Genomic DNA, 13,805 nt, shown 5'->3' with positions numbered 1-13,805 from the left:
GTGCCGTACGACTTTGCCGGAGGAGCAGTGGACGTTTCCCTGACCCTGTGGGCGCTGACCATCCTTGGTCTCAGCGCCCTGATCGCCGCCGATTTCTTCATCGGTGGCCGTACCCCGCACGAGGTCTCCCTCAAGGAGGCCGGAATCTGGACCGGCGTCTGGGTGACGCTCGCTGCGCTCTTCGGGCTCGGGCTGCTGCTGTTCGGCGGCTCCGGTCCGGCCGGTGAGTTCTTCGCCGGTTTCGTCACCGAGAAATCCCTGAGCGTCGACAACCTCTTCGTCTTCGTCCTGATCATGGCGAAGTTCGCGGTCCCGGCGATCTATCAGCAGCGGGTGCTGATGGTCGGCGTGCTGATCGCGCTCGTGCTGCGGGCCGGTTTCATCGGCGCCGGAGCCGCGGTCATCGCCCATTTCTCCTGGGTCTTCTACCTCTTCGGCGCGTTCCTCATCTGGACCGCGTGGAAGCTCGTCAAGGAGGCCATGGCCGGAGCGGAGGACGAGGAGTTCGAGGAGAACCGCTTCCTGAAGACCGTCGAGAAGCGCTTCCCGTCGACCGACACGTACCACGGTACGAAGCTGTTCATCGTCGAGAACGGCAAGCGGCTGATGACGCCGATGCTGGTCGTCATGCTGGCGATCGGCACCACCGACGTCCTCTTCGCCCTGGACTCCATACCGGCGATCTTCGGCCTCACCCAGGACCCGTACATCGTCTTCACCGCCAACGCCTTCGCCCTGATGGGGCTGCGACAGCTCTACTTCCTGATCGGCGGGCTGCTCAAGAAGCTGGTCCACCTCTCGTACGGCCTGTCGGTCATCCTCGGCTTCATCGGGGTGAAGCTGGTGCTGCACGCGCTGCACGAATCGGGGGTCGCCGTGCCGGAGATCAGCATCCCGGTCTCGCTGGGCGTCATCTGCGCGGTCCTCGTCGTCACCACCGCCACCAGCCTGCTGGCCGCCAGGAAGCAGGCGGGCCGGGAGACGGAGCCGCGGGAGACCGCGGGCGTCTGACCGGCGGCGCCGTACGGGCCGGAGCGGGCGATGGGCTCCCGTCACCGGACGGCGCGACGGGCCCCGCACGCCTGAGCGCGGGGCCCGCCGCCACGGGTGGCTACCAGCCGCGCTCGCGCCACTCGGCGAGATGCGGCCGCTCCGCGCCGAGCGTGGTGTCGGCGCCGTGCCCCGGATACACCCAGGTCTCGTCGGGAAGCTGGTCGAAGAGCTTGGCCTGGACGGCATCGATCAGGCTGGCGAAGTGCTCCGCGTCGCCCCAGGTGTTCCCCACGCCGCCGGGGAAGAGGCAGTCCCCGGTGAACACATGGGGAGCGCCGTGCGGGTCGTCGTAGATCAACGCGATGCTGCCCGGGGTGTGGCCGACCAGATGCCGCGCGGTCAGCTCGACCCGGCCGACGCGCAGCACATCGCCGTCCTCGACCGGCACGTCCGTGGGCACCGGAATACCCTCGGCGTCGAACCGCCCCGCGTACGTCCGGGCGCCCGTCGCATCGACCACCTCACGCAGGGCACCCCAGTGATCGCCGTGCCGGTGCGTGGTGACCACCGAGGCGAGGCCGCTGTCACCGATCAGGGTGAGCAGGGTGTGCGGCTCCGCCGCCGCGTCGATCAGCAGCTGCTCATCGGTCGCCCGGCACCGCAGGACATAGGCGTTGTTGTTCGTCGGACCGACCGCGACCTTCGAGATCATCAGGTCGGTCAGCTCGTGCACGTCGGCCGGTCCGCCGACCTTCACTGCTCCGCTGTAGGCCATGACGCCAGCTTAGAGCGGGGGTGCGACAGGCAGCGCGCCGCCGTCGGCGGTCAGCTCGTCCCCCTCGCCGCGCCCGGTGAGCCAGCCGAGCAGCGCCGTGGCCGGGCCCGTCACCACCAACGGCGCGGCTCCCTCGGCCGCCCGGCCGGTGCGCCGCGACCGCCCGTCGGCGGTCCGCAGCTCCAGCGCCGGAAGCTTGGCGTGTCCCGCGAACTTCACGCCGGTCAGAAAGTCCAGCTCGGCGGCGACGAAGGCGGCGGTCAGCCGGTCGAGGGTGTAGCCGATCCCCAGGTCGACGTGGTGCAGTTCCACCTCGCCGAGCCGCCGCAGCGGCAGCCGGTCGGCGCGCTCCACCACGCCGTTGCGCATCTCCACCCGGAAGCCGCGCCGGTCCGCCGGAAGCGCCCGCGCGGCGGCGGTGAACCCTTCCCCGCTCTCCCGCAGATCGTCCAGCTGCGCCGCCAGCGGACGGACCGCGTCCCGCCGGATGTCGGCGTCACGGGTTGCCGCGTCGGCGTACATCGGCGTGGGGACGTCCGTACGCGCCCAGGTGAGGAGGTTGACCAGGGCGTCCGCGTTGCGGGACAGATGGGCCAGGACGTGGCCGCGGGTCCAGTCGGGGAGCAGGGACGGTTCGGTGACCGCGGCATCGTCGAGACCGGCGACGGCGGTGAGCAGCCGCTCGGTGGCCTCGTGGACGGCGGCCACATCGTGCGCGAAATCAGGCGCGGTATCGGTCATGCCCCCGACGCTAGCGCCGGAGCGGCGGCTGCGGGAGACCGCTGGAACCGCCACACCGCGCCCCCGCGCGCCCCGGGACGACACCGGTGCGCCCCGGGGAGGGCCGCCCCAGGGGCACGGCGCCACGACCTGCCGTGCCCCTGGGGCTTCATGCGTATCCGGCCGACCCAGGGGCCGCACCGCGCACGCCGATCGGAGTGCGCCCCCTCCTGCGGAAGTGCGCCTCACCGGGCTCCGGATGCGCCGCTACGCCGGGCCGTCGCAGGGGTCGCCGAACCATCGGCGCAGCGCATCATCCAGCCCGTCCAGCGACGCCGGGGCGCCGTCCCCGGGGGCCGCGTCCACGGCCCACGCCGTGCAGCCGTCGGGGCGTACCAGCAGCCCGGCGGGCGCGGGCCCGGTGGTGCGGGCGGTCAGCACCCGCACCCGGTCCGCGTACCCGGAGGCACGGGCGCGCAGCGCGCTGTCGTCCGCCAGGTCGAGCAACAGGCCGCCCCCGGAACGCAGCCGGTCACCGAGCCGGGTGCCGTCGGAGAACAGCAGGTCGGGGGCGCTGCGGCCGGTCAGGGGATGGTCACCGGGCAGGTCGAGGCGGTGCAGGACGCCGGAGATCCGCTTCGCGAAGAAGGTGGTCGCGTCGACGGTCCCGGCCAGCTCCGTCAGCACCCCGCGCAACGCCCGGGCGTGCGACTCCGGCCGCATCAGCGCCACTTGGGCCCGCGTCCACTCCAGCACCCATGCGCCGAGCGGGTGCCGCTCCGCCGAGTACGTGTCCAACAGGTCCTCCGGGGCCCACCCCTGGACCGTCGCGGCGAGCTTCCAGCCGAGGTTCACCGCGTCGCCGATCCCGAGGTTCAGCCCCTGGCCACCGAAGGGCGCGTGCACATGGGCGGCGTCCCCCGCCAGCAGCACCCGCCCCCTGCGGTAGTCGGGGACCTGCCGGGCGTTGTCCGTGAAGCGGGTCGCCGTCAGCACCTTGGTGACCGTGACGTCGACGCCCGAGGTGTGCCGCAGCGACGCCTGCAACTCCTCGGCGGTGACCGGCGCCCCGCGGTCGGCGGGCGGACCGTCGAACTCCACCGTGAGGATCCGCCCCGGCAGCGGCCCGTGCGCGTAGATGCCGGTGTCCGTTCCGTTCCACCCTGCCTTCAGGCCCTCGCCGCCGGTCATCTCGACAAGCGCCTGATGGCCGGTGATCTCCGGCGGGGTGCCCGGGAACGGGAAGCCCGCGAGACGCCGGACCGTGCTGCGCCCGCCGTCGCAGCCGACCAGCCACCCGGCGCGCAGCACCCCGTTGGTGGTGCGGACGGTCACCTGGTCCGCCGCGGCGTCGAAGCCGGTCAGCTCCACTCCGCGGCGGACGGTGACGCCCAACTCCGCGGCGTGGTCGGCGAGCAGCCGCTCCAGCGCCGCCTGCGGGACGAGCCCGACGTCGTCGGCGGGACCGGCGGCGTGGAAGTCCGGATCGTCGGCGTCCAGGAGGTCGCCGCGGAGCATGATTCCCGCGAAGTGCCCGGCGAAGCGCGGCGGTTGCGCGACGCCGTCGGCCCCCGCCGCCTCCCGCTGCCGCAGGAACGACGCGAACCGCTCCAGGGCCTCGCGCTGCACCTCCTCCAAGGCGGGCAGCAGACCGCGCCGGTAGAGGGATTCCGCGGTCGGTGTGTTGATCGCCCCGGCCTTGATGGTGGCGTCCACCTCCGTCAGCCGTTCCAGGACGACGACGCCGACCTTCGCCAGCGCGAGTTCGCAGGCCAGCATCAGTCCCACCGGCCCGCCGCCCGCCACGACGACCTCCACCTCCGTGTCCGGTCCGGTGCCCGCTGTGGTGTCCATACGCATGTCCCACCCCTGTCCGTGTCGCTGTTGCCGAGGCGAGAGTGTAGTGACTAAAAAAATATGCCGGGTAAAATATTGCGTATGAGTGCGAAGGAAGCAGCGGACCGGGCCGGTGCGGGGGTCGGACGCGAGAGCGGAGCGGCCGACGTGGACCCGGAGGGGGCGGGTCTCACGCTGCGGGAACGCAAGAAGCGGCGGACGCGGCAGCGGATCTCCGGCGAGGCGACCCGGCTCTTCATCGAGCGCGGCTTCGAACAGGTCACCGTCGCCGAGGTGGCCCGCGCCGCCGAGGTCTCCGCAATGACGGTCTTCAACTACTTCCCGCGCAAGGAGGACCTCTTCCTCGACCGCGTCCCGGAGGCCGCCGAAATGCTCGTCCGCGCGGTACGCGACCGGGGGCCGGGCGAGGTCCCGCTCGCCGCGCTGCGGCGGCTCGCGACCGGGCTGGTGGCGTCCGGGCATCCGCTGACGAAGGTGGGGGAGGGGTTCGGGAACTTCTGGCGTACGGTGCTCGACTCGCCCGCGCTGCGGGCCCGGGGGCGCGAGGTCCTGGAGGAGCTGGAGGAACTGCTCGCGGCGGAGCTGGGCCGGGCCACCGGCGCGGCGCCGGGTGATCCGGAGCCCCGGCTCGCGGCCGCGCTGATCGTCGCCGGGTGGCGGGCCGCGTATGCGACGGCGGCGCGGCGGCAGCTCGATGGTGACCCTGCGGAGGTGGTCGCCGTTGAGCAGGCGGCGGTGCTGGAGCGCACCTTCGACGCGCTGGAACGGGCCCTGCCGGTGCTCGGCCGGGAGCGGCGGCCCGGCTGACCTGCGCGGGTGTGGGCGGGGTGGGGAGCGGCGGTGATCGGGAAGGATCCGGCGCCGCCACACGTTCGAGTGAAGCAGGGCAACGACGACCAGAATTCGAATGCGCGTGCTATAGGCTCGTGTGTGGCATCACTCAGACAGTGCCGTGGCGGTCCCCATACCCTTGGGAAGGGGTTCCGCTCCGCACCGCCGCCTCTGCTCATCACCGAGCGGCGGACGCGGTATCGCGGCTCCCCGCCCACTCCAGAAAGGTGCCGACCGGCGTGGCCGACCGTCTCATCGTCCGTGGCGCTCGCGAGCACAATCTCCGCAACGTCTCGCTCGACCTCCCCCGCGACTCCCTCATCGTCTTCACGGGGCTCTCCGGGTCGGGCAAGTCCTCGCTCGCCTTCGACACGATCTTCGCCGAGGGGCAGCGGCGCTACGTCGAGTCGCTGTCCTCGTACGCCCGGCAGTTCCTCGGGCAGATGGACAAGCCCGACGTGGACTTCATCGAGGGCCTGTCGCCCGCGGTCTCCATCGACCAGAAGTCGACCTCCCGTAACCCGCGCTCGACGGTCGGCACCATCACCGAGGTCTACGACTACCTCCGCCTCCTCTTCGCCCGGATCGGCAAACCGCACTGCCCCGAGTGCGGCCGTCCGATCGCCCGGCAGTCGCCCCAGGCCATCGTCGACAAGGTGCTGGAGCTGCCCGAGGGCAGCCGCTTCCAGGTGCTCTCGCCGCTGGTGCGGGAGCGCAAGGGCGAGTTCGTCGACCTCTTCACCGACCTCCAGACCAAGGGGTACAGCCGGGCGCGGGTCGACGGCGAGACGATCCATCTCGCCGAGCCGCCGAAGCTGAAGAAGCAGGAGAAGCACACCATCGAGGTGGTCGTCGACCGCCTGACGGTGAAGGATTCCGCCAAGCGGCGGCTGACCGACTCCGTCGAGACCGCCCTCGGGCTCTCCGGCGGCATGGTCATCCTCGACTTCGTCGACCTGGAGCCCGACGATCCGCAGCGTGAGCGGATGTACTCCGAGCATCTCTACTGCGCCTACGACGACCTCTCGTTCGAGGAGCTGGAGCCCCGCTCCTTCTCCTTCAACTCCCCCTTCGGCGCCTGCCCGGACTGCACCGGCATCGGCACCCGTATGGAGGTCGACCCGGAGCTGATCGTCCCCGACGAGGAGCGCTCGCTCGACGAGGGCGCCATCCACCCCTGGTCGCACGGCCACACCAAGGAGTACTTCGGCCGCCTGGTCGGCGCCCTCGCCGACGCCCTCGGCTTCCGTACGGACATCCCGTGGGCCGGGCTCCCGCAGCGCGCCAGGAAGGCCCTGCTCAACGGCCACCGCACGCAGATCGAGGTCCGCTACCGCAACCGCTACGGCCGCGAGCGCGCCTACACCACACCGTTCGAGGGCGCCGTGCCGTTCGTCAAGCGGCGTCACAGCGAGGCGGAGAGCGACAGCAGTCGCGAGCGCTTCGAGGGCTATATGCGCGAGGTGCCCTGCCCGACGTGTGAGGGCACCCGGCTGAAGCCGATCGTCCTCGCGGTCACCGTGCAGGGGAGGTCGATCGCCGAGGTCGCGGCCATGTCGATCAGCGACTGCGCCGACTTCCTGCGCGAGATGACGCTCAACGCCCGCGAGAAGAAGATCGCCGAGCGGGTCCTCAAGGAGGTCAACGAGCGACTGAAGTTCCTGGTCGACGTCGGTCTGGACTACCTCTCGCTCAACCGCGCCGCGGGCACCCTCTCCGGCGGCGAGGCTCAGCGCATCCGGCTCGCCACCCAGATCGGCTCCGGTCTGGTCGGCGTCCTCTACGTCCTCGACGAACCGTCGATCGGCCTCCACCAGCGCGACAACCACCGGCTGATCGAGACGCTGGTGCGGCTGCGCGACATGGGTAACACCCTGATCGTCGTTGAGCACGACGAGGACACCATCAAGGTCGCCGACTGGGTCGTGGACATCGGCCCCGGCGCCGGTGAGCACGGCGGCAAGGTCGTGCACAGCGGCCCCATGAAGGAGCTGCTGACCAACAAGGAGTCGATCACCGGCCAGTACCTCTCCGGCCGCCGGGCCATCGCGACACCGGAGATCCGGCGCCCCGTCGACCCCGCCCGGCAACTGACGGTGCACGGTGCCAAGGAGAACAACCTCCGCGACATCGACGCCTCGTTCCCGTTGGGCGTGCTGACCGCCGTCACCGGTGTCTCCGGATCCGGTAAGTCCACGCTGGTCAACGACATCCTCTACACCCACCTGGCGCGCGAGCTGAACGGCGCCAAGACGGTGCCCGGACGGCACACCCGGGTGGACGGCGACGACCTCGTCGACAAGGTGGTCCACGTCGACCAGTCGCCCATCGGCCGTACGCCGCGCTCCAACCCCGCGACGTACACCGGTGTCTTCGACAACATCCGCAAGCTGTTCGCGGAGACGATGGAGGCGAAGGTCCGCGGCTATCTGCCGGGGCGTTTCTCCTTCAACGTCAAGGGCGGCCGCTGCGAGAACTGCTCGGGCGACGGCACGATCAAGATCGAGATGAACTTCCTGCCGGATGTGTACGTGCCGTGCGAGGTCTGCCACGGCGCGCGCTACAACCGCGAGACGCTGGAGGTGCACTACAAGGGCAAGTCCATCGCCGAGGTGCTGGACATGCCCATCGAGGAGGCGCTGGTCTTCTTCGAGGCGGTGCCGGCCATCGCCCGTCACCTCAGGACGCTGCACGACGTCGGGCTGGGCTATGTCCGCCTCGGCCAGTCCGCGCCGACCCTCTCCGGCGGTGAGGCGCAGCGCGTCAAGCTGGCCAGCGAACTCCAGAAGCGGTCCACGGGCCGTACGGTCTACGTCCTGGACGAGCCCACCACCGGGCTGCACTTCGACGACATCAGCAAGCTGATCACGGTGCTGTCCGGGCTGGTCGACAAGGGCAACACGGTCATCGTCATCGAGCACAACCTCGATGTGATCAAGACGGCCGACTGGGTCGTCGACATGGGCCCCGAGGGCGGCAACGGCGGCGGCGTGATCGTCGCCGAGGGCAACCCCGAGCAGATCGCCTCGGTCCCGGCCAGCCACACCGGCAAGTTCCTGCGGGAGATCCTCGGCGACCGGGTCAGCGACGCCGCCACCTCGGGCGCCCCCGCGGCGGTGAAACCGGTGAGGAAGGCGACGGCGAAGAAGACCGCCCCCACGGCCACCAAGGCCGCCGCCAAGAAGACCGCGGCGAAGAAGACCGCCGCGAAAAAGACGACCGTCAGGGCCCGCCGGGCCTCCTGACACCTCGTCGGCACCCGGGCCGCCGCCCTCGCCCGCTCCCCGGAGCGGCAGGGGCGGCGGCCCGCTGCGTATCTCCGGGCCGGGCGAGGGCCGCCGCACCCAGCGGGCACATGAGCCGCGCCGCCGCCCCGTACGGCCGAGGCCGCACGTGGTCGACGCCCTACCCGTCCAACTCCGCCGCCCACGGCGGCTGTGCCCCCGCGCGGGCGCAGGTGAAGGCGGCCGCGCGGGCCGCGAAGGTGAGGATGTCGCGCCAGTCGCCCGCGTCGAGCATGGTCACCGCCGGGCGCGAGAGCGCGTCGTGGACGCCGAGCCGGTGCAGCAGCGCCGCGTTGACGGTGTCGCCCGCGCCGATGGTGTCCACCACCGGGACCCGCACACCGGGCACCGACACCGCGGAGCCGTCCCGCGTCCACACCGTCAGCCCGTCGGCGCCACGGGTCAGCACCACCGCGGCGGGCCCGGCGGCCAGCCACTCCAGGACCGCGGACTCCAAGGACCCGTCGCCGTCCGCGTGCTCCGGCCCGGCGTCCGCGAGCCACCCCGCGTCCTCCTCCGACAGCTTCAGCAGCGTCACGTGCGGGAGCCAGGAGCGGAACCGGGCGCGGTAGGCGGCGGGATCGGGGATCAGACCGGGCCGGATGTTCGGGTCCAGCGCGGTGAACACCCCGCGCCCGGCCTCGCGGCGCAGCAGCGTCTCGTACGCCGTCGCGCCCGGCTCCAGCACCAGCGAACAGGTGCCGAAGGAGAGCGCGCGCACCGACGGGGGCAGCGCGTCCGGCACGGTGAACAGGCGGTCGGCGGTGCCCCCGGTGTAGAAGCCGTAGCCCGCCGAACCGTCGGGACCGATGTCCGCCACGGCGAGCGTCGTCGGCTCGTCGCCCCGCTGCACCAGCATGGCGTCCACCCCGGCCGCGTACAGACCGCCGAGGAGCGAGGTCCCGAACGCGTCCCGGGAGATCCGCGAGCAGAAGCCGACCGTGGAGCCGAGGCGTCCCAGGGCGACGGCGGTGTTGTACGGGCCGCCGCCGCGCCGGGGCAGCAGCGCGGGCAGCCCGTCCTCCGCGGGACCGCCTCGCGGACCGGGGACGAGGTCGATCAGTGCCTCACCGGCGACAACGATCACGGGGTGTTCCTTTCCTCGGTGGCCGGGCCGGTCGGCGGTGCCGCGCCCGGCCGGGCGGCGACGGCGCCGTGGGGGAGTTCGGGGCAGCCGCACGAGGTGCGGTGCACCAGCGTGCACGGCAGGCGCACCGTGCGCGGCGCCCGGTCCGGACCGGCCAGCCGGTCCAGCAGCAGCCGGACCGCCGTCGCCCCGATCTCCCTGCCGGGCTGGGCGACGGCAGTCAGCCGGGGGGTGAACAGATCGGCCCAGGAGAAGTCGTCGAAGCAGGCCAGCGCCACGTCGTCCGGGACCCGCAGACCACGGGTGCCCAGGGCGCGCAGGGCACCGATGGTCATCGCGTTGTTGGCGGTGACCAGGGCGGTCGGTGGTCGGTCGGCGGCCAGCACCTGATGGGTGGCGGCCTCGGCGCCCGCCGCCTCGGAGTTGCCGCCCGCCAGCAGCCCGGGGTCGTGGGGCAGCCCGCGCGAGCGCAGCCCCGCGCGGTATCCCGCGACGCGTTCGGTGGTGGTGCTCAGCCCGGGCAGCCCGGCGATCAGCCCGATGCGGGTGTGCCCCAGATCGGCGAGATGTTCGACGAGTTGCCGCATGGACGCCGTGTTGTCCGCGCACACCTGATCGTGTCCGTCGCCGACCAGCCGGTCCAGGAAGACGGTGGGCACGGACCGGCGGGCCAGATAGCCGACCATCTCCGACGGTTCGGCGGACGGCGCGACGATCAGGCCGTCGACCCGCCGCTCGTGCAGCAGCTGGACGACCTTCCGTTCGTGGCCGGGGTCGTCGTGCGGATCGGCGAGCAACAGGCCGTACCCCGCCGCCAGCGCGCCCGCCTCGACGCCCTGGAGGATCTCGGTGAAGTACGGATTGCTGATCGCGGAGACCGCCAGCCCGATGGAGCGGGTCCGCGAGGTCACCAGCGAACGGGCCAGGGTGTTGTGGGTGTAGCCGAGCGCGTCGATGGCGCGGAGCACCGCGGCGCGGGTGGCCTCGCGCACCGGGCGGGTGTCGTTGAGGACGTGCGACACCGTGGCGACGGAGACCCCCGCGTGCCGTGCCACGTCCACCATCGTCGTCATCGGCTCTTCCTTCCGAGCGTGCGGCGCCGCGGCCGGGTGCCGCGGCGGTCCTGGTGCGGCCGGTCCCGTACGGGACCGGAGGGGGCGCGCGGCCGGGCCCCGGGCGCCCCTTACGGGTCCGGCTCCGGACGGGCTCCGGGTGCGAAGCCGGGACGGCCCCGGCCGGTCGGTGCGGTCGCCCGTCGTCGCGTGCGGTGGAAGCCAGGGTGTACGCCGCGGAAACGAGGCGTTGGCACGGGAGTTGGGGCCGTGCGCCCGCCCACCGTAGCCGCCCCGGCCCCACGCGTAAACGCTTGCGCAAGCGTTTACGCGCGGGCTACCTTCCGGACACCGAACCCGCACGACGTCGTGAGGAGGCGCTGATGCGCGCTCTTGTGGTCACCGAACCGGGAACCCTCGACGGCATCGCCGTCACCGAGGTGCCCGATCCCCGTCCGGGGGCCGGTGAGGTACTGGTGCGCGTCGCGTCCTGCGGGCTGTGCGGTACGGACATGCATCTGCTCGACGGCGAACTGCCCGCAGCGCGCTACCCGTTGATCCCTGGGCACGAACTGACCGGCGAGATCGTCGCGTGGGGTGAGGGGGTGACCGCCCCGGCCGTCGGCACCCGGGTCGCGGTCGACCCCAACATGCCGTGCGGCAGCTGCCATTACTGCCGGATCGGCCGCGGCAACCTCTGCGCCGACTACCGCGCGGTCGGCGTCACCCGCGACGGCGGCTTCGCCGAACTGGTCACGGTCCCCGCGAGCTGCGCGTACGCGCTGCCCGACGGGCTCTCGGCGGCCGCCGCCGGGCTCGTCGAACCGCTGTCCTGCGCGGTGCACGGCCTCAACCGGCTGCCCCGCCGCCCCGGGGAGCACTATCTGATCTACGGCGCCGGAACGATGGGCCTGATGATGGCCGCGCTCGTCCGGACCGCCGGTGCCGCCTCGGTGTCGGTGGTGGACGTCAACGCGGACCGGCTGGCCTTCGCCGAGTCGTTCGGCGTCGATGCGGCCGTGACCGACGCGGGTGCCCTGGGGCGCGCGCCCGGGTTCGAGGTGGTCATCGACGCCACCGGCGTCGTCGCGGCCATCGAGGACGGCCTCGGCCGGGTGCGGCGCGGCGGCACGTTCCTCCAGTTCGGCGTCGCCGACCCGGCCAGCACCGCGTCGTTCTCGCCGTACCGCGTCTACCACCACGAGATCGACATCCTCGGCTCGATGGCGGTGCACCACAGCTTCCGGCCCGCCATCGATGTGCTGGCCGCCGGACTGGACCTCGACCCGCTGGTCAGCGACGTCCTGCCGCTCGACGACGCCGACGAGGCGGTACGCCGCTTCCGCGCGGGCACCTGCCGCAAGATCCACCTGGCGCCCGGGTCCGCCTGATGTGGCCGGGCGGGAGGCGGCGCGGGGGTGCCGGTAAGGTCGGACCCCGGTAGACGCCGACCCCGTGACCCCTCTGGAGCAGCCATGAGCCAGCCACCCGCCCGCCGAACCGTCCTGCGTGGCGCCGCGCTGGTGGGCGCCGCGGGCTTCGGGGTGGCGGCGTGCTCCGGCGGCTCGGGCCCGGACTCCGGCGTGCCCACCGAGCCGGTCGAGCTGGGGGCCGCCGCCGAGGTCCCGGTCGGCGGTGCGAAGCTCTACCGCGAGGACCGGCTGGTGGTCTCGCAGCCGTCCAAGGGCACGTTCAAGTGCTTCAGCGCCACCTGCACCCACGCCGGGTGCGTGCTCACCGAGGTGACGAAGGAGGAGGGCGACTGCTCCTGCCACGGCAGCCGCTTCGACGTCACCAACGGCCAGGTGCTCCAGGGCCCGGCCACCAAGCCGCTGCCGGAGGTCCCGATCAAGAACAAGGGTGGCAAGCTGATCGCGGGCTGAGACCGGGGCGCCCTGGGGCGAGGGCGTGTGGCCCTGGCGTGGGGGCGCGCGAGCCGACCGCCCGCGCCCCGGCCGCTGGGGGCGCACAGCCCGGTGGCTCACGCCCCGGCGCGTGCCGCCCACGACGCGCCCCGGGGCACCGGATACGGGCTACGGGCCCGCCTCGCCGCCCGTCACCCCCAGTCCCACACGATCCCCACGATCCCGGGCCGTACGCCCTGCTCCACCAGGTGCACGGCGCGGTGGCGGCCGCTCAGCGTCAGCTCCTGGCGGCCGCCGCGCGGGGCGCCCGCCGACGACTGGGTGAAGCGACGGCACCGCACCGGGAGCGCCGTCTCGTCGAAGCGCACCTGGAGGACGTACTGACCTCCGGCGAAGCGGAAGCCACGGAAGTACTCGGCACTGGGGCCGGCGGTGCCGTCCTCGAAGACGTAGCCGAAAACATGCGTGTCCCCGGCGCGCAGCCGCGTGTCGAACAGCAGCTCCGCGACCACCACCCCTGCCTCGGCGTCACCGCGCACCCGCCCCAGGCGGCAGTTCTCCGCCGCCCGGACCGTCACCCGGGACGGATCGCAGCCCACGTCACCGCGGTGGATGGCCACATAGCGGTCCACGCCGTCCCGGTGCGCCCGGACCACCTGGACCGATTCGCGTGCGTTCAGCTCCCGCCGGGGACCGATGCGCACCCGCTCGTGGTGCCCCACGGTGTGCAGTCCGTCGTCGGCGGGCGTCTCCAGCTCGGTGAAGAGCTGCTGGAGCGCGTCGGCGGGCTCCACCAGCGCCCGGTACGAGCGCGCCGACGGGCGGTCGCCGTCCGTCCGGGTGCCGCTCTCCGGCACCAGCAACCGGTGCAGCGACCGCTCCGGCAGCTCCAGCACCTCCTCCAGGGCCCGCACCGCCCGCAGCGACTCGGGGCGCTGCGGGCGTCGCGCGCCCTGTTGCCAGTAGCTGAGGCTCGTCACCCCCACCTTGATGCCGCGCTGCGCCAGCTTGTGCTGCACCCGGTTGAGGGCCAGGCCGCGGACGCTCAGCGCGCTGCGCAACGCCAGGTGGAAGGGGCCGGTCTTCAGCAATTGCGTCAGCTCGGCCGCCTCGGGAGTGTTCCGTGCCATCTCTCAACCTCCGGCGCGCGGGTGAACGTTCACTACCGGATCGCACGGCGCGCGCCCTGCCCGCGAGTTCACTGCAGTACGCCGGGCACCGGTCGTTCACATCCGGGCCCGTCCGTCCACACCCCCATGTCACCCCGCATTGAAGCGTGTTGACCTGCCTGCGACAACACCCGATGCTCCTTCGCAGCATCCGGATGCGCTCCTCCACACC

11 protein-coding genes are annotated in these 13,805 nt (G+C 72.6%); 5 read left to right on the top strand and 6 right to left on the bottom strand.

Annotated elements, in window-relative coordinates; translation table 11 throughout:
- The first annotated feature begins 27 nt into the window (after positions 1 to 27).
- Positions 28 to 1,011, top strand: a complete 984-nt coding sequence (locus OG422_RS06905; protein WP_143940257.1) for a TerC family protein — start codon at positions 28 to 30, stop codon at positions 1,009 to 1,011.
- A 100-nt stretch (positions 1,012 to 1,111) separates the two neighbouring features.
- On the opposite strand, the gene OG422_RS06900 is transcribed toward OG422_RS06905, so the two are convergent.
- From OG422_RS06900 to OG422_RS06890, 3 genes are all read right to left on the bottom strand, one after another.
- A complete protein-coding gene (locus OG422_RS06900; RefSeq protein ID WP_405740884.1) occupies positions 1,112 to 1,768 on the bottom strand; it encodes an MBL fold metallo-hydrolase in 657 nt (218 codons plus the stop codon).
- Positions 1,769 to 1,777: 9 nt separating this feature from the next.
- Positions 1,778 to 2,509, bottom strand: coding sequence for a maleylpyruvate isomerase family mycothiol-dependent enzyme (locus OG422_RS06895; protein WP_405740881.1), 732 nt, complete (start codon positions 2,507 to 2,509; stop codon positions 1,778 to 1,780).
- 246 nt (positions 2,510 to 2,755) lie between these two features.
- Positions 2,756 to 4,342 (bottom strand): FAD-dependent oxidoreductase, encoded by a 1,587-nt coding sequence (locus tag OG422_RS06890; RefSeq protein ID WP_405740879.1) that lies wholly within the window; start codon positions 4,340 to 4,342, stop codon positions 2,756 to 2,758.
- A gap of 84 nt (positions 4,343 to 4,426) precedes the next feature.
- Between OG422_RS06890 and OG422_RS06885 the strand changes: the two genes are divergently transcribed.
- Both OG422_RS06885 and uvrA read left to right on the top strand, forming a co-directional pair.
- A complete protein-coding gene (locus OG422_RS06885; protein ID WP_405740876.1) occupies positions 4,427 to 5,152 on the top strand; it encodes a TetR/AcrR family transcriptional regulator in 726 nt (241 codons plus the stop codon).
- A gap of 263 nt (positions 5,153 to 5,415) precedes the next feature.
- Positions 5,416 to 8,421, top strand: a complete 3,006-nt coding sequence (uvrA, locus tag OG422_RS06880; RefSeq protein ID WP_405740873.1) for an excinuclease ABC subunit UvrA — start codon at positions 5,416 to 5,418, stop codon at positions 8,419 to 8,421.
- A gap of 160 nt (positions 8,422 to 8,581) precedes the next feature.
- Here uvrA and OG422_RS06875 read toward each other — a convergent pair whose 3' ends face one another.
- Together OG422_RS06875 and OG422_RS06870 are read right to left on the bottom strand one after the other, a co-directional pair.
- Complete coding sequence (locus OG422_RS06875) at positions 8,582 to 9,547, bottom strand: carbohydrate kinase (protein WP_405740870.1); 966 nt, start codon at positions 9,545 to 9,547, stop codon at positions 8,582 to 8,584.
- Positions 9,544 to 10,620, bottom strand: coding sequence for a LacI family DNA-binding transcriptional regulator (locus OG422_RS06870; protein ID WP_405740867.1), 1,077 nt, complete (start codon positions 10,618 to 10,620; stop codon positions 9,544 to 9,546). The genes OG422_RS06875 and OG422_RS06870 overlap by 4 nt, the downstream gene beginning before the upstream one ends.
- A gap of 362 nt (positions 10,621 to 10,982) precedes the next feature.
- On the opposite strand from OG422_RS06870, the gene OG422_RS06865 reads away from it, so the two are divergent.
- Both OG422_RS06865 and OG422_RS06860 read left to right on the top strand, forming a co-directional pair.
- Positions 10,983 to 11,990, top strand: a complete 1,008-nt coding sequence (locus OG422_RS06865; protein ID WP_405740864.1) for a zinc-dependent alcohol dehydrogenase family protein — start codon at positions 10,983 to 10,985, stop codon at positions 11,988 to 11,990.
- An 84-nt stretch (positions 11,991 to 12,074) separates the two neighbouring features.
- Positions 12,075 to 12,482 carry a Rieske (2Fe-2S) protein gene (locus tag OG422_RS06860; RefSeq protein WP_143939854.1) on the top strand — a complete coding sequence of 136 codons (408 nt, stop codon included), beginning with the start codon at positions 12,075 to 12,077 and terminating at the stop codon, positions 12,480 to 12,482.
- A gap of 173 nt (positions 12,483 to 12,655) precedes the next feature.
- Here OG422_RS06860 and OG422_RS06855 read toward each other — a convergent pair whose 3' ends face one another.
- Positions 12,656 to 13,594, bottom strand: coding sequence for a hypothetical protein (locus OG422_RS06855; protein ID WP_405740861.1), 939 nt, complete (start codon positions 13,592 to 13,594; stop codon positions 12,656 to 12,658).
- Between the last annotated feature and the right edge of the window lie 211 nt (positions 13,595 to 13,805).

It is taken from the genome of Streptomyces sp. NBC_01525, assembly GCF_045040405.1.
Lineage (GTDB): Bacteria > Actinomycetota > Actinomycetes > Streptomycetales > Streptomycetaceae > Streptomyces > Streptomyces benahoarensis.
This window is presented reverse-complemented; position numbering and strand designations above follow the sequence as displayed.